This window comes from Acetomicrobium sp. UBA5826 (assembly GCF_002433005.1).
Lineage (GTDB): Bacteria > Synergistota > Synergistia > Synergistales > Acetomicrobiaceae > Acetomicrobium.
The window spans coordinates 24,837-44,468 of the sequence record NZ_DJHF01000018.1 but is presented as its reverse complement, the minus strand read 5'-3'; the positions used below and the strand labels follow the sequence as shown (position 1 = coordinate 44,468).

Genomic DNA, 19,632 nt, shown 5'->3' with positions numbered 1-19,632 from the left:
AGATCTTTGCATTGTTACGAGATATTTATTAACTTAGACGTAAATTTAATTAATTTTTTATTAATATAGGAGGGATTTCCTTGAACGGACAAGCTGGGTTGTTGGGTATGATGTGGCCATTGTTGCTATTTATTGTGATATTTTATTTTTTGCTGATAAGACCGCAAAAGAAGCGCCAAAAGCAGCACCAGGATATGTTAAATTCCATCAAGCGCGGAGATCAGGTTGTCACGGCAGGAGGTATTTTCGGTACAGTGCGAGACGTTAAAGACGATAGCTTCATCATTGAAGTCAGCGACGGAGTAAAAATAAGGGTATTGAAGAATGCCATATCAATGAAACGTGGCGGTGGAGAAGCAGGAGAGGCGACGGCAGGATAAAAATAATAAAATATGCAATTCGATAGATAGGACGCGATGTTTTTTCTAGCGAAATTATATTAGTTGCTGCTTTTTCATTTAGGAGGTAGAAATCAATTGCCCAGACATGAACGCTGGAAAATAATACTGATCCTGGTTATTCTGATCGCTTCTGTTTTGGCTGTATATCCTCCGGGCGAAAAAATAAAGCTGGGTTTGGATCTCAAGGGCGGGGTTCATATACTGCTGCAGGCCAAGGGAACGCCGGATAACCCGATCACAGGTGATAGCATCGAACGTTTGATAGCCGTGCTGAGAAATCGAATCGATCAGTATGGTGTGGCTGAACCCGTCATTCAGCGAGAGGGCGGCGATCGAGTAGTTGTCGAACTGCCCGGACTGGATGACCCCGAAGCCGCCATCGAACTGATCGGGAAGACGGCAATGCTTGAGTTTAGACCTGTGGTGGATGTAACGCCAGCAATACCTAGAGAGCCCGAAAGGCAAAACTACGACACTGATGAGGAATATCAATCTGCATTAAAAAGGTGGCAGGAGTATCGCGATCAATCCCTTTCCCTGGAGGAGGAGCTGCGGGTTCGCAGCCAAAGCGATCCTTCTTTTACGGTTGCAAGGGGAGAGGATGATAGGATCTATTTATTGGGCCCTGCCGAGGTTACGGGTAAGCATTTGACGGATGCCAGAGTAGCCTTCGATAATTTGGGAAGACCTGTGGTGACTCTCAAATTTAACAAGGAGGGTACGGACCTTTTTGACGAACTTTCCCGCGAAAACATAGGCAAGCAAGTAGCCATCCTCCTCGATGGAGTTGTCATATCTGCGCCTGTGGTACAGGAGAGGATAAGTGCCGGAGAGGCGCAGATTAGCGGCAGGTTTACCACGGACGAAGCCCAAAGGCTTGCCATAATGCTTCGAGCAGGAGCATTACCTGTAACGGTAGAGATCCTGGAGACGAGGTCAATAGGGCCGACGTTGGGCGCAGATTCCATCAGATCGGGGGTAAAGGCAGGTCTTATAGGGGCTGCTTTGATCTTCATATTTATGATCGTATATTACTCTGCAATGGGGTTAGTGGCTGATATCTCTTTGGTGATGACCATACTGTTGTTGCTTGCGGGTTTGGCCAGTTTCAAGGCAACCCTTACCTTGCCTGGGATAGCCGGGATAATCCTCACCATTGGTATGGCCGTAGATGGAAATATATTGATATATGAACGAATAAAGGAAGAACTCAGGAGCGGAAAGACCGTCATGGCATCGATCGATACTGGCTTTAGAAAGGCCTTTATCACAATAATTGACGCCAATTTGACTACACTCTTCGCGGCTGTCTTCCTTTTCTATTACGGCACAGGGCCAATCAGGGGATTTGCTGTTACCTTGAGCATAGGCATTCTGGCGAGTGTTTTTTGTGCCGTTTTCGTAACCAGGGTTTTGCTGCGAATCCTCATATCTAAGCGGCAAAAACTATTGTTCCCCGCTTCTAAGGAGAGATCCTAATGTTTATTAAGTTGAAGTCGAACTTTAATTTTATGAAATACCGAAAAATAGCTCTGGGGCTCAGCTTGTGCCTGATAATCTCGAGCCTCCTTTTGCTGGCGACAAGGGGTTTAAATTTCGGCATAGACTTCGCCGGTGGAATGCTTTTTCAGCTGGAGTTCGATTCCCCCCTATCTGTTTCGGAGATCAGAGCTTCTTTGGATGAGGCCGGTTTCGGTGGGGCTGTCATACAGCCTTATAGCGATAGAGGCGTTTTGATCCGCGTAAAAAGCGACAGGGAGGGCGACCAAAAGAAAGTTTTGGACTCTCTAAGGGGTAGTACGGGCAAGGACTTCAGAGTGCTGCGGGCCGAAATGGTCGGTCCAGTCGTGGGGAGTCAATTGCGCAAGAGCGCGGCACTTGCGACCGTCTTCGCCCTCCTTGCCATGCTTGCCTACATCACCATAAGGTTTAGGTTGAGGTTTGCGGTAGGCGCAGTAATCGCCCTCGTTCACGACGTGATCATTACGCTGGGCATTTTCAGCTTGACCTTTCAGGAGATATCCATGCCCTTTATTGCCGGCATGCTTACCCTTGTAGGTTATTCCATCAACGATACAATAGTCGTATTTGACAGGGTTAGGGAGAATTTGAAGAACCCAAAGGGGATGGCTTTTGTCGATCTCTTCAACAGCTCGATCAATCAGGTGTTATCGCGGACTATCAATACGTCTTTGACGACCTTTTTCCCCGTCCTGGCGCTTTTTTTGTGGGGCGGTAAAGCTATCTCAGATTTCTCTATGGCGCTATTGGTTGGAATCGTAGTTGGCACTTACAGCTCCATATATATAGCGGGAACGGTGGTTGTCGAGTGGAACATGAGGTCGCGCGGTAAAACCCTGTCGCAGGGGCGTTAAGTTCTTGAGTTTCAGGCCCTCGGGCAATCGTTTGCATAAAAGTTGGTTAGGCACGAATTTTCGCCCCGGTTGTTTAAATTGTATTTTGGGTTAGAATTAAAATTGATGTAAATGCTTACAATATAAAAAGGAGGTCGTCCTATATGGATTCGGTAATTCAGTTGATTTTGGGAGGATTTGGCGTTAGCGACGACCTTGTATCTCTGTGTAAGTCTTATATGAGCACACTGGTTGAAGAGGGCGCCATGGAGCAGTGGGCAATGGATAGGGTGATAGGACAGCTCGAGGAAGAGCTTGCAAGAAGACGTGAGGCGTTGATCCGTGGGTTTAAAAGCGAGATGGAGAAATTTCTCTCCTTTTTACCCCTGGTTACAATAGAGCAATTTAAAGCATTAGAGGCAAGGGTGAAAGCCTTGGAGGAAAGAGAAAACACTTGCAATTAGGATTGTGCCAGCTTAAAGGAGGCGTTTTCGATGGTTATGAGTTTAACGGATCGACTAAAGGGAATGGTTTCGATTGCCCTCTTGAACCAGGTCGTCAAGTTGGTTGAAGAGGGAAATGACGAAAAGCTAGCTTCGCTGTTCGATACGATTTCTCGTTTGGCGCCGGCAAAATTTCAACGGGAAACTTTCAGGGAAATGGCACAAATGGCCAGAGAAAACCATCCCTTTGTTGGCGTATTTAGAAGGGTATTCCAGGAGCTTCATCCTAACTGTCGAAAGAAGCTCATCGTGAACCTTATAGTTAATTTCATGGTCCTCTCTCGCGGCATAAGAGACAGAAAGATGAGAGAGCTTGATATACACATACCCAATTTTATGGTGATCAGCCCGACTATGAGGTGCAATCTGAAATGCAAAGGTTGTTACGCCGGATCCTATGACACGTCGACCGATTTGACTGCCAGTGAAATTGATGACCTGATAACGCAGGCTAAGGAATTAGGAATGTACTTCTTCACTATATCCGGAGGAGAGCCCTTTACGAGGAAGGACCTTTTCGATATATGGGCAAAGCATGACGACTGCTATTTTCAAGTATATACCAACGGGACGTTGATTACGGATGAGGTTGCAGACAAATTGGTGGAGCTCGGAAATGTGGCCCCCATGATCTCCATCGAAGGAACGCCGGAAGAGACAGAATACAGACGAGGCCCGGGAATGTACAGCAAGATCATAGAGACCTACAGAAGGCTTAGGAGGAAGGGTGTGCTTTACGGCTTCAGTGCGACATGTACCCGTTCCAGCGCCTCATACATTTCCAACGACGAGTTCATCGAGCGCATGCTCGAGGAGGGTTGTAAGGTTGGTTGGTTCTTCCAATATATCCCAACCGGTCTCAACCCCGATCTCTCTTATATGGCAACACCTGAGCAGCGAGCTCACCTTAAGAAAAAAGTTGAAGAGTGGAGGTCGAAGTACCCCATATTCTTGGGCGACTTCTGGAACGACGGCCCCTATGTTGATGGCTGCATTGCCGCCGGTTTTCGTTACCTGCACGTGATATCCAACGGAGATGTCGAGCCCTGCGTGTTCTGTCATTTTGCCGTAGACAACATAAGAGAGAAAAGCCTCGTTGAGGTGCTGTCTAGTCCTTTCTTCGAGGCGATACGTTCGAGGCAACCTTACGACGATGATAATTTACTCAGACCATGCCTTATCATAGACCATCCGGCAGTGCTGAGGGAATTGGTCATAGAGTACGGAGCACATCCCACGCATCCCGGGGCCGACAAGCTTCTCGATGAGCTTGCATCTGGATTGGACGAATACGCCAGAAAGATGAAGGATATTTACGATCCGATTTGGGAGGAAAGAGAACGCCAAAAATACCTGAAAACCCTTGAAAAGGAGGATAACCCCGATATTAAGGGAAGGTATAAGAAAAGATGCGTTAATTGTGGCACAAAGGTCGAGAGGTAAATTTTATGGACTGAAGGTGGGGCTTTCATGAAAAGTTATGTTGTAGCTCTTGCGCTTGGAATGTTGTTGGCAGCTTTCTACGCTGTCCAAAATAGCGGAACCGTGATCGTAAAATTTTTGACGTGGCAATGGTCTCTTCATCAAGGCATATGGGAAGTGTTGGTCTTTGCCGCCGGTGCCGTTTTGATGTGGATTACTTCTTTATTTGCTCAGTTAGAATATAAGAACAGATACAAAAGCGACACAAAAGAACTTAAAAGGCGCATTGCCGAACTGGAAGACGAAAAGCGGTCTCTTTTGAACGCCCTGCAACGAGAAGGCAATGCCGGTTCGCGAGATGCCTTCCCCCAGGGAGAATACGCTGCAAATGAAGGGGTAGAAGCTGAGAAGTGATTCCCTTACAAGATAACACGCGTCTTCGTATTTGGGGGATAGAGGATGCTCCGCGTGAATTGGTTGACTCGTTGCAGTGTCATGAGCTAACGGCCTTAACTTTGCGAATCAAATATGGTGACCGCCTGGATATCTCAAAGGCTCGGGCATGGTTGCGCCCGAGCCTAAATTCGTTATTGGCTAATCTTTTCCTTTGTGAGGGAGGGGAGGCAGTTTTCCCTACTTTAAAAGCACTGTCAAAGGGCAGCAAGGTTGCTCTTTACGGGGACTACGATGTGGATGGGGTGGCTTCTGCATTGCTTGCCAGCGAATTTGCCCGTGAAAAGGGATGGCATGTTCGATATTATCTCCCCCATAGGCTAAAAGACGGATATGGTTTAAATCCTGATGTCGTTAAAGTAATAGCGCGTATGGGGTTTGATCTTCTGATCGTTACCGACTGCGGAAGCAAAAACGAGAAGGAAATCGATCTTGCCCTCGATATGGGATTGAAAGTGGCGGTGTTCGATCATCATTTCGTTGACAAAATTTGCCATCGTGAATGTATAATTAATCCTCACATAGGGGGAGATGAAGAAGCGAGAAAGCTGTCTGCTGCGGGAGTTTTGTGGTGTTGGCTGTGGCAAAGCGGCCTTGTGTCGCAGGATTGGTTGTTGGACAGATTGGATATAGTCTCCCTATCGGTAGTTGGCGATTCAATGCCCCTTGGTCTACTGAATAGAGCCCTCGTGCGGGAAGGTCTTAAACGGTTAGAGACGACTCTAAGGCCGGGCTTGAGATATCTATTCGACAAACTTTCTGTAATGTACCCTATAGATGAAAATCAGTTAGCGATGAAGCTTAATCCATGTTTAAATTCGGCCGGAAGGATTTCCCTTGCTGAGACGGCTCTGAAGGCGCTCGAACATTCCAAGGAGAGCATCAAAGCTGCCCTGGAACTTGTGAATTTAAACTATCAGCGTAAAAAGCTGAGCGGCGAGCTGTACAACCAGGCCACTACGGGATTGCGTGATGGACGTTTCAAGTTCGTTGTGGATTCGGCTCATTGGCCTTTAGGGCTTTTGAGCAGCGTGGCGAGCAGATTGTGCTATGAGTTCAACAGGCCTATAGTTTTGGCTGCTCAGCACGGCGGAAATGTGAGAGCTTCTTTGAGGGTGCCGGAGGGTTTAAACGCTATAGAAGTATTGGAAAAGATATCCTCCCATTTAAAGAGCTGGGGAGGCCATAAGGGTGCGGCAGGCTTCAGCGTAGATGCGAAAGGATGGCATGAGGTAAAGAAAAAGCTTGAGGATAGCCTGTCAAAATGCTGTTCTCTTGAGAGCGTCTCGGAATACGAGGACGCAATATCGTTTGAGCCTAAGATGTGGGATTTGCATCTATGGGAGCGATTTAGAGAGCTTGCCCCCTTCGGCGAGGGCAACGAGATGCCCTACTTCTTTATAAGCCATCAATATGATGATGTAATGAAACCTCTAAGAGGAGGGAGTCATTATCGTCTTTTATCAAGGAGTGGCGAGATATTGATATTTAATTTCAGTGAAGCAGAAAAGTACAAAGGCAGAATCAAAGGGTGGCTGTACCGCCCCTTCGTCGATGCCTTTGGGGGAAAGCTTAAGTTGTCCATGAAAGCAGAAAAAGCAGTCATATGATTTGTCAGGGGAGTAGCTAAATGAATGAAGGTAGCGAAAGTCGTATGATGTACGGCTACCAGTGGAGTGGAATGCAGAGTCCCTCATCCCAGGGGATGGATAAGGCCCTACGGATTTTGCGCGATAGCTTCATGGGTCGCATCCCTGAAGAGAGCAGGACGACTGCCGTAAGTTTGGCTTGGCAGGAGCTTTGGAGTAAGGCGGCGAAATACCTGGATAAGAACGAATTGAAGCTCCTGGGGGAAGCTTTTGTGCATGCCGCTAACAAGCATAAGAACCAAAAAAGGGCTACGGGGGAACCTTACGTGGTGCATGTCCTCTCGGTGGCCGGTATACTTTCCGATGTCAATATAGATGTTGAAACTCTTGTAGCCGCGCTCTTGCATGATGTCATTGAAGATACCGATTCTACTTTCGAGGAAGTTAAGGCTAAATTCGGCACGAACGTTGCAGTGCTTGTCGATGGGGTAACAAAACTTGGAAACATCGACTTTAAGACCGTGGAGGACTATCAGGCTGAGAATTTGCGCAAGATGTTTTTAGTGATGGCCAAAGACATTCGGGTCGTGTTAATCAAATTGGCCGACCGCCTTCATAACATGCGTACGATACAGGTGTTGAGAAGGGAAAAGCAGCTTCGCATAGCCAAGGAAACCCTTGAAATATATGCGCCTCTTGCTCATAGGCTCGGCATCTATCATATGAAACGGGAGCTCGAGGATTTGGCCTTTAAAGTCTTGGAACCGGACATGTATTACGAGATTAGGCGGAGAGTAAGGAAGAAACTTCCCGAAAGGGAAGCCATTATAAAAGAAGCTATAGACACCTTATCCAGAAAATTGGATGAAGGGGGAATAAAGGCCTTCATTACCGGGAGGGCAAAGCACTTTTACAGTATTTACGAAAAGATGAAGCGCAAGAATCTAACAATAGAGCAGATGTACGATCTCCTGGCTTTAAGGGTTATTACAAATTCTGTCGTGGATTGCTACCAGGTTTTGGGCATTGTCCATACCATATGGAAACCCATTCCCGGCCAATTCGACGATTACATTGCAAATCCTAAAAGCAACATGTATCAATCTTTGCATACCACAGTGGTGGGGCCAAGCGGAGAACCCCTGGAAGTACAAATAAGAACCTGGGATATGCATTGGATAGCGGAGTACGGGATTGCTGCCCACTGGAGATACAAGGAAGGTCAGATAAAGCCAGACGACCTGGATACCAAGTTGACGTGGATAAGACAAGTCCTGGAAACGCAGCTCGATTCTTCGGAGCCTTCCGAATTCCTGGAAAACTTGAAGGCAGATGTGCTATCGACAGAGGTCTTCGTCTTTACCCCCAAGGGCGATGTGATATCTTTGCCCAAGGGCGCAACTCCTTTGGACTTCGCCTATAATATTCACACCGAGATAGGAAATAAATGCGTAGGCGCCATGGTTAATGGCCGGATAGTTCCCTTGAGCTACGAGTTAAAAAACGGGGATATAATTAGAATTCTTACATCTCCGCAGGGACACCCTTCCAGAGACTGGTTGAGCATTGTAAGCACAGGGCGGGCCCGGTCGAAGATAAGAGCCTATTTCAGGGCGATGGAGCAGACCGAGAAAAAAGAAAGGCTGGAAAGAGGGCGGGATCTGCTGCTGTCTGAAATTTCAAAGCATGAAGAATTTAAAGGCCTGGATTTGGAGTCCTCTTCCAGTACTTTGAATAAAGTGGCAAGGGATTTTGGCCTGTCAAATAAAGAAGAGCTTTTCGTCGCTATAGGAGAGGGGAGCATTTCGCCCTCCTCTGTGGTGTCTAAGCTTATCGACTCGGAACTTGCGAGGTCTAAGGGTGCGGCAAAGGCAATCGGACAACCAAAAACGAAGGAGACGGACTCGGAGATCCTAGTGGAAGGGGCCGGAGGAGTGATGGTCTCGTTGGCCCACTGCTGTTGTCCAGTCCCGGGAGATCAAATTGTCGGTTATGTTACGACAACCAGAGGGATAACAGTGCACAGGTCCGATTGTCCGAATTTGCTGAGAACATCGGATGGCCGAAGGGTTGAGGTCTCCTGGGGGCAGAAGACCAAGGCCTTTTACTCTACTCGCCTCAGGCTGGAGGCTGTCGACAGGCCAGGCTTGTTTGCCGATGTTACACAAGCGATAAACGCTGCCGAGGGAAGTATTCTATCCATAAGCGCCCACGTGGTCGATAAGAACAGGGCCAGAATGAACATGGAGATATTGGTCAAAGACGTAGAGCAGCTTTACCGAATAATGGCGCGCATCAATTCGATCGAAGGTGTGCTCATGGTCGTTAGGGGGTAAGTATATGCGAGTCGTTTTGCAGAAAGTGCTCTGGGCCAAGGTCGAGGTGGGAGGGGAAATATTGGGGGAAATAGGCCCCGGTTTGTGCCTTTTGGTCGGCGTATCTCGAGAGGATACCTTGGAAGACGTGAGGTTTATGGCGAATAAAATACCGAATCTGAGGGTCTTTCCTGATGACGAGGGTAAGCTCAACCTTTCCTTAATGGATGTAAAGGGGTCCATTTTGGCCGTTTCTCAGTTTACCCTTTTTGGAGATTGTAGCAAAGGAAGAAGGCCCTCCTTTTTGGGCGCTGCGCCACCCAATATGGCCAATCAACTTTTTGAGGAATTTTTGGATGAATTGAGGAAAAGCAAGATTGATGTCCAGACGGGGCGTTTTCAGACCCACATGAAGGTAAGTCTGTGCAATGACGGCCCGGTTACATTGATACTAGACAGCAAAGAGGTGTTGAATAAATGAAGGTCATGCGATTCCCCTTGGGAGCTCTGTTTGCGAACGGATATTTAGTATATGATGAAGACGGCAATGCCTTTTTCGTGGATCCCGGCGGAGACCCCGATGATGTCATTGCTGTCATCGAGGGTAATTCGCTTGAATTGAAGATTATTCTCTTGACCCACGGCCACGTGGATCATATAGCTGGGGTTAAGGCTCTACAGGATCGCTACGATTGTCCCGTAGCGGTGCATGAAGACGACTTGGGCATGTTGGCCAATCCAATGAAAAACCTTTCTCAATTTGCCGGTGAAAGTGTGAAAGTGGATGGCAGTGTGAAACCCTTGTCCGACGGGGAGTCGATAAAGGTAGGATCGATTTTAATAAGGGTTATACATACCCCCGGCCATACTCAAGGAAGCGTTTGTTATCTAGCAAGCCATGAGGGCGAAGAGCTGCTTTTTTCGGGAGATACCATTTTTGCCCTTAGCGTTGGAAGGACTGATTTGCCCGGAGGGGATTTTGCCGCCCTTGAGTCGTCGTTGAAAAAATTGGATTATCTTCCCGATGATATGAAGGTCCTTCCGGGGCACGGACCGGAGACGACGCTGGGCAGAGAAAGGCGGGAAAATCCTTTCTGGCCGGGAAAGCGCGATGTGCGCTAAATTGGCCTTCGCATCTATGGCCATTATAATTCAGCGTTTTTGGAGATCGAGAAGGAGGTCTAAATTCCTTGTTTAGGTTTTTGTCGGGATTGTTCGCTAGAGATATGGGAATTGATTTGGGAACGGCCAATGTGGTAGTTTATCAGAAAGGCAAAGGAATCGTGGTTGACGAACCCTCTGTTGTTGCCTACCGTAAATCTTTGAATTCCAAGGATGAGATAATTGCCATCGGGAAGAGGGCAAAGGAAATGATCGGCAAGACCCCCCAGAGCATTGTGACTTTAAGACCTCTTAAACATGGCGTTATCGCTAACTTCGATGTTACTGAAGCGATGTTGCAATATTATATAAGAAAGATCAACGGAGACAGGCGTCTATTTGCCCATCCGAGGGTGGTGGTGAGCGTGCCTGCCTGTGTTACCGAGGTGGAAAGAAAAGCTGTAATTGATGCCTGTCTGGGCGGGGGAGCAAAAGAAGCTTATATCATAGAAGAGCCCCTGGCGGCTGCTTTGGGTGCGGGGCTTCCCATTCACGAACCGAAGGGGTCCATGGTGATCAACATAGGAGGAGGTACTACAGAGGTAGCTGTTCTCTCCTTGGGCGGCATTGTGGAAAGCTCTTCCCTCAGGGTGGCGGGGGACGATATTGATGAGGCAATTATTGAGTTGCTCCGACAAAGCTTCAAGATGTGCATCGGAGAAGCTACCGCTGAGGAAATAAAGATCGCCTTGGGATCTGCCTGCCCGTTGGATGATGAGCTTTCGATCGAGGTTAGGGGGCGCGATTTGAGCAACGGATTGCCCAAGAGTCTGACCATCACCTCATCCGACGTTCGCGTAGCCTTAGAGCCGATGATCAAAAGGATAGAAGAGACGGTCCTGGAGACGCTTGAAAGAACATCTCCGGAGCTCGTTAGGGATATCGTCGAACGGGGCATAATTTTAACTGGAGGCGGAGCCATGTTGAAGGGGTTGCCCAAGCGTTTATCTTCGTCTCTTAACATCCCCATCATGTGTGCCGATCAACCCCTTTATGCCGTAGCCATAGGTATAGGGAAGGTTCTATCGGAACTGGAGAGGATGAAACGGATTTTAATATCAGTTTAGCTAATGCTTCCGATGATAATATTTTATTATTTTAAACAAGAGGTGCTGCTTCACGATGCGAGATCGGAAGATGGTTGAATTTTGGCAAGTCGGCATATCCTTGATCGCCTTTTCCATGGTGCTAATGGCAGTAGTCGGTCATCAATCGAGTTTCGATGTAAGAATGAGAAGCTTCATTTATAAAGGTCTGAGGCATTTGGAATTGCCTGCCCTGACCCTTCGAGAGGGCATAAACAGGGCGTTAGTTCTTAGTCGAGATAAGAGGATGTTTTTAGAAAAGATAGATTTGTTGCAAAAGGAAAATGTCGCCCTGCGAATGGAATTAAACAGGGATAAGGAGTTTAGTGGCTCAGAAGCTTATGAAGCCTCCCCCTATTTAGCGGTGGAGGGGGTTAATTTCTTGAATGCGACAGTAATTTACCGACACCCCGGATGGTGGTGGAGATATTTGACCATCGATAAAGGCCGAGATGACGGCGTAAAGAGAGGCATGCCGGTGTTGAGTGGCGAAAACGTCGTAGGAAGAGTTTCCATAGTAGAAGATGCGACGGCTGTTGTCGAGTTGGTGACGTCGCCCGACCTTAGGATCCCCGTTATCGTAGAAGACACGAGGGATATCGGCGTCCTTTCGGGAGACGGGAAAGGTAACATGTCCTTATTTTATATGCCCAGGAAAGCTCCTTTGCAAAGGGGCATGAAAATAGCTACGGCCTTTGCCGTGGGCAATTTCTATCCCGGATTGTTGGTGGGTACTGTGGATGGTCCAGAAGAAGATTTCGTCGAGGGAGATTTTGTTACATACAAAGTAAAGCCAGATATAGATTTCTCTCGCCTTCGAAGGGTCAGGATTTTGGAGGTAAGGTGAAGTGCCCTCCCTTTTGTTAGCCTCTATTATCACTTGGCTTGTCCAGGATTTTTTTCAAGTCCTGGCTAACCCCTTTTCGGGAATTCCGGATTTCTACGTTTTAACCTTAGGAATGCTTCTTGTCAGCAATAGAGAGGGAAAGGAAATTCATCTTTTGGTTGCCGCATTTGTCGGTGGACTCCTCTGGGATCTGCGGTGGGGAAGCCCCTTAGGCTTTAGCTCCCTTTTCTACGTTTCCGCTATGCTGGCAGTCAAGTTGATCTGGGGGGCGATTTCTCAAACAGCGAGAACATCTCTTTCTGCGATGCTTCTCGTTCTTGGTTCCCATATTTGTATTTCTATAGCGGAAGCATTTATATTCGATGCCCCAATTTTGCATATAGGCCTTGCTTTTGTGGTAAAGCAATCTGGCGCTTTTCTTTTTTGTATCCTTATGAATGCATATATATTTCATCGGGAGATGGACTAATTGAAACGCCTCGATCTTCCTTTGACGATCGATAAACGCCTTTTGTACTTTAGTTATTTTGCCTTTGCTATACTGCTATTTTTGATGATCGCTCTGTTCGTCTTTCAGGTGATGCATGGTGACGATTATGTTAGGTTGGCTACAGAAAACAGGCTCAGAGTGATCAGGCTCTCACCTCGGAGGGGGACTATTTTCGATGCTAACCAAATTCCTCTTGCCGTAAGCATCAGCACTTTTTCCATTCAAGGGTATCCTCTCTCCATGCAGAGCGAGGAAACCATAGAACGGATCGCATCCTTCCTTGGAAAGCACGGGATCGTAAAAAGGCCTGAGGATCTCAAAGAAACATTGAAGAGCCAATATACGGTCCCCTATAGGTCGGTGACATTGGTCAATAACCTCACCCTGGCGCAAATGGCAACGATAGTGGCTGACCCTGAATTTCCCCAGGAGCTGGTGCCCGTCTCTCAGTGGCGTCGCGTATATCCTGCAGGGGAGGTCATGTCTCATGTCGTTGGCTATGTGGGCAGCATTAACAAAGAGGAGCTTAAAAGATACGGTAGCAGAGGCTATCAGGGCGGAGATGAGATAGGCAAATCCGGGGTTGAGGCGAAGTTCGAACACCTTTTACGCGGTAATTTTGGCGGGGAGGCCATAGAGGTGGATGCCAGGGGAAGGCTGGTTCGTAAGTTAGATTTCAAACCCTCCGAACACGGTAAGGATGTTGTTCTTACGCTGGATTTAATTGCCCAGCAAAAGGTCTCGGAATTGATGGAAGGAAAGAGGGGGGGCGTCATAGTTATGGATGTACAGCGTGGCGATGTAGTGGTGCTCTATTCTTCTCCTTCTTACGATCCCAATCCCTTGGCATGGGGCTTAAGGGATTTTGAGTGGAGGGCCTTGACCAAAGATCCTTCTTACCCCATGATGAATAGGGTCATAGGAGGCCTTTATTCGCCCGCCTCGACTTTTAAAATCGTCGCTGCGATTGCCGGGCTGGCTGAAGGCGTCATTACACCGAAAACAACTTTCTATTGTCCCGGCTATTTGGAGGTGGGCAACAGGAGGTTTCGTTGCGTAAGGCCACATGGCAGGGAGGATATAGTTGGCGCCTTAAGGGATTCCTGTAATGTTTTTTTCTTCCAGCTCGGTTTAAAACTTGGTGTGGACGTGCTATCCGATTGGGCTTACAGGTTGGGCTTCGGCCGGCCGACGGGTATCTCTCTGCCGGGCGAGGCGACGGGAAATTTGGCGGGTCGTAGGTGGAAAAAGGTCACTTTCGGTGAAAGTTGGTACCTTGGAGATACTGCCAATTACGTAATAGGACAGGGCTTTTTGCTCGTAACCCCAATTCAGCTTGCAAGGGCCTATGCGGCTGTGGCAAATGGAGGGTTCTTGCCTAGACCTAGGTTGATCGAAGCAGAAGGCCTAGATGGCGAAGAGATATCGATAGACGATAAGGTTTTAAGCGTTATAAGAAAAGGCCTGGAAGAGGTGGTCAAATCCGGAACGGGACGGGCTGCCGGGGCGTATGGTGTCAAAGTCGCTGGCAAAACGGGAACGGTGCAAACTTCACGAGATAAAAACGACGCCCTCTTCGTGGGTTATGCTCCTGCGGATTCTCCGAAGTACGTCATTGTAGTTTTGTTGGAAGAGGGAGAATCCGGAGGAAGGGCAGTGGCGCCCCTGGCGGGCGAAATATTGGCCTATTTGCTAAAAGAGAGAGGGGAATAACAGATGGGGTCGCATATCCTCCTAAAGGGCACCAGGGAAGGCATACGCTGTATTTTTCCCGAAGATAAAGATATAATTGGCATTGAGCAGATGTGCGATGAGGTCGTAAGAGAGAGCGGCCATATTTTGCGAGACGGAACTTTGATAGTGGATTTGCAGGGACGGGAAAGCGACGAAGGCGAAATAATCGCTATCTTGAAGAACCTCGTGTGGTCCTCCGGTGCAAGGGAAGTTGTCTGGAGGTCCTACGATCCCCACGTAAGAAGGATCTTGAAGTTGGCAGGTTTTTGTATAGAAAATCGTCAAAGTTACGGAAGCGTCGGCGTAAGGGGTCTTTTTATATTTAAATCTCTGAGATCGGGGCAGAAGGTTGAACACGATAGCGATGTATTCATACTGGGCAATGTAAATGACGGCTCAGAGGTCTGGGCAGGCGGCAACATTTGGGTTTGGGGAAAACTGCAAGGCCTGGCTCATGCCGGCTGTCACGGGGACGAAGATGCCCATATACTCGTCAAGGTCTTTGAGTCGAACCAGATTAGAATAGGCAAGCTTTATAGCAGTATTGAGAAAGACTGCTCCTATTGGGGCAAACCCGTTTTAGTTTATGTGCAAGAAAATACGATTATTTTTAAGGAAATTCAATAGTTTACAGGGAGGCGGGGGCGTTGGTCGCTAGGACGATAGTAATAACATCCGGTAAAGGGGGGGTTGGCAAAACCACGACCACGGCTAATCTGGCCGTAGAGCTCGCAAAGATCGGCAAAAAGGTCGTTGCCATAGACGGAGATATCGGCTTGAGAAATCTGGATGTGGTAATGGGGCTCGAAAATAGAATAGTATATACCCTAGTGGATGTCGTGGAAGGGGCATGTAGGTTAAATCAAGCCCTTGTCCGAGATAAAAGGATCGAAAATTTGTATATGCTTCCGGCGGCACAGACGAGAACGAAGGATGCCGTAACTTCAGAACAAATGTGCGAAATTTGCTCGATGTTGTCCGATGAATTCGACTTCATACTCATCGATAGCCCCGCCGGCATAGAAAGCGGGTTTAGGAACGCCGCAGCTCCTGCGCAGGAAGCCCTTGTCGTTACCACTCCCGAAGTTTCCGCAGTCAGGGACGCCGATCGCATCATAGGTCTGTTGGAGTCCATGGAAAAGAGGGGAATATCTCTGGTGATAAATCGACTCTCCCCAAAAATGGTAAAAAGAGGCGATATGTTGGACATATCGGATGTCGTGGAGATACTGTCGATCAACCTGATCGGCATCGTCCCCGAAGACGAGGCTGTGATAACTTCCACTAACAGGGGAGAGCCTCTGACATTTCAGGCGGTCGGTCCTGCTGCCAGGGCATTCAGTAATCTGGCGAAACGCATATTGGGCGAAAAGGTTCCCTTCGATGAACTCGAGCACATGAACAATAAGGGCATATTGGGACACATCAAAAAGTTGTTTGGGGTGTAGTTTAAATTTTTTAACATGGATTTGGAGGCATGGGATATGGCTTTTTTGGATAGATGGTTTGGCAGAAACAAGACGAAGGATGAGGCAAAGGAACGCCTGCAGCTTGTCTTGATTCACGACAGGACCGATCTGGCCCCGGAACTTCTCGAGCAGCTCAGAGCCGAGCTCATAAAAGTCATATGTAATTACTTGGAAGTAGACGATAAAAAAATTGAACTCGGGCTCGAAAGGGAAGATCGAACCGTAGCCCTCGTGGCTAATATACCTGTCAAAAACATCAAAAGATACATTCCTAACGCAAAGAACAAGTAAGGATAAATGACGGAAAGCAGCAAATTAAAGCAGGTCTTTGCCTCTCTCGATCTGCCCCTTATTGCGGCAATTGCAATTTTATATGGTCTAGGGGTTATGACCATATACAGCGCAACCTACGGTCAGGGGCTGGGATATGTCGAAAGGCAGTTGATTAACGGCATCGTGGCTGCGATGGCAATGGTTGTCTTTTTCTTTATAGGCATCAGGCGGTTTTTTGAATGGTCCTACCTGTTGTACGGGTTGCTCGTAATATCCCTGATCGCTCTTTTGTTCTTGGGCGATGCCACGAGGGGTTCCCACAGGTGGGTCTACCTTGGAGGATTTGCCTTTCAGCCTTCCGAGATGGGAAAGCTCATATTATGCTTGGCTTTGGCCCGTTTTTTGGCATTGAAAAAGGACAAGTCTTTCTCGATTTTTTTAGAGGTTCTCGGACTCTCCGCTGCAAGCGGATTGTTTGTCCTGTTGCAGCCCGATCTCGGCACCTCGATCATATATGTCGTTATTACGATATCCTGCCTTTGGGTGTGGGGTTTGCCGAAGAAGTATTTCGCTGCCATCGTTGGATCGGGCCTTGCGTGTATTCCGATTGGATGGCCTTTTTTGAGGGATTACCAGAAGCTTCGTATTTTGACCTTTTTAAACCCCAATATCGATCCCTTGGGAGCGGGGTATAACGTGATTCAGTCTCGAATTGCTGTCGGTTCCGGAGGTGTCTTCGGCAAGGGTTTTTTGAAGGGAACTCAAAGCAAACTGCAGTTTCTTCCCGAACCTCATACTGATTTTATATTCGGTGTTTTCGCCGAGGAATTCGGGTTTGTTGGAGCTTTTCTTGTGCTTTGTCTTTATGCGTTCGTCCTTTGGAGGATTCTTCTTGTAGGATTAAAGAGCAAGGATCTGAGGGTTAAGATTTTTGTCGGCGGATTTACGGGGTGGATATTATTTCATGTATTCGAAAGCGTGGGCATGAGCATGGGGTTATTGCCGGTGACGGGCTTGGCGTTGCCCTTCATGAGCTATGGAGGAAGCTCGATCATTTCTTTAAGCTGCGGCTTTGGCCTTCTCCTAAGCGCATGTTTGGATTTTCCCAAAAGATACGAATAAAAGATAAGTTTGCGAGGAGATTAGATGGAGAATTTGTCTTTGGATTTGGAGTGGAATAAAGATTGGGATTATCTTACCAAGGTCAAAAGACCCTCCCGATACATTGGAGGAGAGTGGGGTCTTTTGCCCCCGAAAGATGATGAAGAAAATATCATTTCTCTCTGCCTTGCCTATCCCGATGTGTATGAGGTGGGGATGAGCTACCTGGGATATCAAATTTTGTATTTTTTGGTTAAATCCCTTGATTTTGCCGATGTTGACAGGGTTTATGCCCCCTGGCCCGATATGGAGGAAATGCTTGCGAAAGATGGAGTGCCATTGAGGTCTTTGGAGATGAAGAAACCCCTGAGGAAGTTCGACCTATTGGGGTTTACGTTACAGTACGAACTTAACGCAACTAACATCCTCACCATGCTTAACTTATCCTCTATTCCCCTTCGATCTGCCGATCGCGGGGATGAAGACCCCATAGTCATAGCAGGGGGACCCGGAGCTCTTGCGCCAATGCCCTACACCCCCTTTATCGACGTCTTTTGCATGGGTGACTGCGAAGAGCTGTTGGTAGAGCTTTTGTCTATCCTATATGAGCATCGATCTTTTGCCAGAGAGGAAAAGCTTAAATTGCTTTCCAAGATAGATGGGTGTCATGTTCCGCTCATGGCGGGGAGATCGGGCAAAGTCAAAAGAAGGATAATATCTTTGCAAGAGGCCTATGCCCCCGAAAGGTTCATGGTTCCCTCCGATAAAATTGTTCATGATCGAGCATCGGTAGAGGTTTTCAGAGGCTGCACCAGGGGGTGCAGATTTTGCCAGGCCGGGATGATATACAGGCCCGTTCGCTACAGAGATCCGGAAAGGGTTTGTGAGCTGGCGAATAAGATCCTATCTCAAAGCGGTTACGAGGAATTGGGCCTGACATCGCTTTCTACCTGTGATTATCCCTGGCTTGAGGAGACTATGGACAGATTAGGTCCGCTGCTTTCTGAATACAGGGCTGCTTTAAGCCTTCCCAGCTTGCGGATGGATCCCAAAGCCATTGACGTGGCTTTGAAGCTTGAAGAGATGAAAAGAAGGGGTCTTACCTTTGCCCCTGAGGCGGGGAGCCAGCGTTTGAGAAATGTGATCAACAAGGGAGTGACCGAAAAGGATATAGAAAACACCTTGAAGGCGGTCTTCGAAGCGGGCTGGAGCAAGGTGAAGCTATATTTTATGATGGGCCTGCCAACCGAAACAGAGGAAGACCTCAGGGGCATAGTTGATATAATAGGAATGGCCCGCTCCCTGGGAAGGTCGTACAATAAAAGGACGTCGGTATCGGCTTCGATTGCCGGTTTTGTGCCGAAGGCTCACACGCCTTTTCAGTGGGAAGCACAGAACCGGATGGAAGAGTTAATGGATAAGGGGCTTTGGATTAAAAGGCAGTTTCGTCAGAAAAACGTCTCCGTGAGTTTTCATGAGCCTGCACAAAGTTTTATAGAAGCCGTTATAGCGAAAGGCGATGAAGAGGTGGCCGACGTAATCGAAAGGGCCTGGAAATACGGTGCGCGATTTGATGGATGGGGCGAGACCTTCGACCTCTCTTTTTGGCTAAAGGCGTTCGAGGATTGCGGAGTTGACCCCTATCATATTACGGCCAGGCAGATTCCATACGAGGAAAGGCTCCCCTGGGATCACGTCGATGTAGGCGTAACGAAGGAATTTCTGTGGTCCGAGAGGGAAAAAGCCTTAAAGGGCGAAATAACGGGTGACTGCAGATGGAGCGGATGCAACGCTTGTGGCCTCCGGGATGTTTGTTTCTCAGGTGATGTACGCCATGAGAGTTAGAATTCTCTACGAAAAAATGGGGCCCATATGTTTTGTCCCCCATGTCGAAATGCCCACCCTTCTGTCGAGATCCCTAAGGCGGTCAGGAATAAGGCAGATTTTTACGGAAGGCATGTCGCCCCATCCTAAGATAAGTTTGGGTCCTCCTTTGCCTGTGGGGGTCTTTTCTCTATGCGAAGTGGCCGATATTTGGGTAGAAAATTGGAGAGCAGAAGATCTCGAGGCTTTGAATGAAAAACTGCCCCGTGGTTTGATGGCAAAAAAAGCTGTCTCGACAGAGGGCTTGTCTTTGAGCAAATCCTGCGATAAAGCCCAATATCTTTTGCAATTTAAAAGCAAAGAAAAGGGGAGCGATGCCTGCACTCTTTTGCAAAACCATGTCCCTGGGGTCGAGATTTTGACGCTTTGCGGAAAAGAAGTAGAAGCCGTAACCGGCAATCCTTATCAAATAAGCCCAACGCTTTTCGTAAAAGCCCTTTCAAAGGGCGGAGTGATCTCCTCCTGGGAGGACATAAGGATAGTCAGAACAAAACTAGGAAAAGGCGAAGAGGGAAAGATACTTCCCCTCTTGTAATAAATTGCTGTTTAGG

General features: G+C 47.8%; 20 protein-coding genes. All 20 read left to right on the top strand.

Going from position 1 to position 19,632, the window contains the following annotated elements; genetic code table 11:
• Positions 1-80: 80 nt before the first annotated feature.
• The 20 genes from yajC (at position 81) to B3N34_RS05905 (ending at position 19,616) form a co-directional block, all read left to right on the top strand.
• Entirely contained in the window at positions 81-380 is a 300-nt protein-coding gene (yajC, locus tag B3N34_RS06000) for a preprotein translocase subunit YajC (RefSeq protein ID WP_414632102.1), read from the top strand.
• Positions 381-476: 96 nt separating this feature from the next.
• On the top strand, positions 477-1,880 hold the full coding sequence (gene secD / locus B3N34_RS05995; RefSeq protein WP_286975779.1) for a protein translocase subunit SecD: 1,404 nt from the start codon (positions 477-479) through the stop codon (positions 1,878-1,880).
• Positions 1,880-2,776 carry a protein translocase subunit SecF gene (secF, locus tag B3N34_RS05990; protein ID WP_286975777.1) on the top strand — a complete coding sequence of 299 codons (897 nt, stop codon included), beginning with the start codon at positions 1,880-1,882 and terminating at the stop codon, positions 2,774-2,776. The genes secD and secF overlap by 1 nt, the downstream gene beginning before the upstream one ends.
• Before the next feature lie 143 nt (positions 2,777-2,919).
• Positions 2,920-3,219, top strand: a complete 300-nt coding sequence (locus B3N34_RS05985; RefSeq protein WP_286975774.1) for a hypothetical protein — start codon at positions 2,920-2,922, stop codon at positions 3,217-3,219.
• Positions 3,220-3,249: 30 nt separating this feature from the next.
• The gene (locus tag B3N34_RS05980) at positions 3,250-4,701 is read left to right on the top strand and encodes a radical SAM protein (RefSeq protein WP_286975773.1); all 1,452 of its coding nucleotides are present in this window, start codon (positions 3,250-3,252) and stop codon (positions 4,699-4,701) included.
• Positions 4,702-4,728: 27 nt separating this feature from the next.
• Positions 4,729-5,094, top strand: a complete 366-nt coding sequence (locus tag B3N34_RS05975; protein WP_213697299.1) for a LapA family protein — start codon at positions 4,729-4,731, stop codon at positions 5,092-5,094.
• Between the two features lie 59 nt (positions 5,095-5,153).
• A complete protein-coding gene (locus B3N34_RS05970) occupies positions 5,154-6,743 on the top strand; it encodes a single-stranded-DNA-specific exonuclease RecJ (RefSeq protein ID WP_286975770.1) in 1,590 nt (529 codons plus the stop codon).
• A 20-nt stretch (positions 6,744-6,763) separates the two neighbouring features.
• On the top strand, positions 6,764-9,058 hold the full coding sequence (locus B3N34_RS05965; protein WP_286975767.1) for a RelA/SpoT family protein: 2,295 nt from the start codon (positions 6,764-6,766) through the stop codon (positions 9,056-9,058).
• Positions 9,059-9,062: 4 nt separating this feature from the next.
• Positions 9,063-9,518, top strand: coding sequence for a D-aminoacyl-tRNA deacylase (gene dtd / locus B3N34_RS05960; RefSeq protein WP_286975764.1), 456 nt, complete (start codon positions 9,063-9,065; stop codon positions 9,516-9,518).
• Entirely contained in the window at positions 9,515-10,159 is a 645-nt protein-coding gene (locus B3N34_RS05955; RefSeq protein WP_286975762.1) for an MBL fold metallo-hydrolase, read from the top strand. The genes dtd and B3N34_RS05955 overlap by 4 nt, the downstream gene beginning before the upstream one ends.
• Before the next feature lie 68 nt (positions 10,160-10,227).
• Entirely contained in the window at positions 10,228-11,265 is a 1,038-nt protein-coding gene (locus B3N34_RS05950) for a rod shape-determining protein (protein WP_286975759.1), read from the top strand.
• A gap of 55 nt (positions 11,266-11,320) precedes the next feature.
• Positions 11,321-12,130 (top strand): rod shape-determining protein MreC, encoded by an 810-nt coding sequence (mreC, locus tag B3N34_RS05945; protein WP_286975757.1) that lies wholly within the window; start codon positions 11,321-11,323, stop codon positions 12,128-12,130.
• A 1-nt stretch (position 12,131) separates the two neighbouring features.
• Positions 12,132-12,599, top strand: a complete 468-nt coding sequence (locus B3N34_RS05940; RefSeq protein WP_286975754.1) for a hypothetical protein — start codon at positions 12,132-12,134, stop codon at positions 12,597-12,599.
• Positions 12,600-14,333, top strand: a complete 1,734-nt coding sequence (mrdA, locus tag B3N34_RS05935) for a penicillin-binding protein 2 (RefSeq protein ID WP_286975752.1) — start codon at positions 12,600-12,602, stop codon at positions 14,331-14,333.
• Between the two features lie 3 nt (positions 14,334-14,336).
• Positions 14,337-14,981 (top strand): septum site-determining protein MinC, encoded by a 645-nt coding sequence (gene minC / locus B3N34_RS05930; RefSeq protein WP_286975749.1) that lies wholly within the window; start codon positions 14,337-14,339, stop codon positions 14,979-14,981.
• Between the two features lie 20 nt (positions 14,982-15,001).
• A complete protein-coding gene (minD, locus tag B3N34_RS05925) occupies positions 15,002-15,802 on the top strand; it encodes a septum site-determining protein MinD (protein ID WP_286975747.1) in 801 nt (266 codons plus the stop codon).
• A 36-nt stretch (positions 15,803-15,838) separates the two neighbouring features.
• Positions 15,839-16,114 (top strand): cell division topological specificity factor MinE, encoded by a 276-nt coding sequence (gene minE, locus B3N34_RS05920; protein WP_286975745.1) that lies wholly within the window; start codon positions 15,839-15,841, stop codon positions 16,112-16,114.
• Positions 16,115-16,120: 6 nt separating this feature from the next.
• Positions 16,121-17,218 (top strand): rod shape-determining protein RodA, encoded by a 1,098-nt coding sequence (rodA, locus tag B3N34_RS05915; protein ID WP_286975742.1) that lies wholly within the window; start codon positions 16,121-16,123, stop codon positions 17,216-17,218.
• A gap of 24 nt (positions 17,219-17,242) precedes the next feature.
• Entirely contained in the window at positions 17,243-19,042 is a 1,800-nt protein-coding gene (locus B3N34_RS05910; RefSeq protein WP_286975741.1) for a TIGR03960 family B12-binding radical SAM protein, read from the top strand.
• A complete protein-coding gene (locus B3N34_RS05905; protein ID WP_286975739.1) occupies positions 19,032-19,616 on the top strand; it encodes a TIGR03936 family radical SAM-associated protein in 585 nt (194 codons plus the stop codon). The genes B3N34_RS05910 and B3N34_RS05905 overlap by 11 nt, the downstream gene beginning before the upstream one ends.
• The last annotated feature ends 16 nt before the right edge of the window (positions 19,617-19,632 follow it).